The sequence below is a fragment of the Clavibacter lycopersici genome (assembly GCF_003576405.1).
GTDB classification, from domain to species: Bacteria; Actinomycetota; Actinomycetes; order Actinomycetales; family Microbacteriaceae; genus Clavibacter; species Clavibacter lycopersici.
Map to the genome: position 1 here is coordinate 1 of NZ_QWGT01000560.1, position 417 is coordinate 417.

Annotated in this window: 1 protein-coding gene; it reads right to left on the reverse strand. The window is 81.5% G+C overall.

The genetic code is table 11. From position 1 onward, the window contains the following. Window positions 1–417 (reverse strand): DUF4350 domain-containing protein (locus tag DZG00_RS16530; protein ID WP_119455877.1); only part of this gene is annotated, 417 nt, incomplete at both ends.

Below are 417 nucleotides of genomic sequence, written 5' to 3' on the forward strand. Positions count from 1 at the left end.
CGGTCGGCGGACTCGGCCGCGCCGCCCGCCGCGACGTCCGGGGCCAGCGCCCGCAGCGTGCGGAAGTCGGGGGCGAGGAGCACCGTGCGCGTGGAGAGCCGGCCGACCTCGGCGAGCCGCTCGTCGTCGAGGCGGTCGGAGGTCGGGCCGAGCACGAGGGTCGCGTCGTCCCCGTCCCCGACCCCGTCCCCGACGGCGGCGCGCGCGTCGGCGAGCGTCGTGGCGAGCGTGACCTCCACGCCCTGCGCCTGGAGCACGCGGGCGAGCGCCTGCGTGCCGCCGGGCGCCGGGTCGTCGGGCGCGAGCGCATCGCCCTGGCGCGCGGCGCCCGAGACCGCGAGCGAGGCCACCGCGACGGCGACGGCGAGGGCGGCCAGCGCGATCCACGTGCCGGCCCGGCAGAGCGCCTGCCGGGGT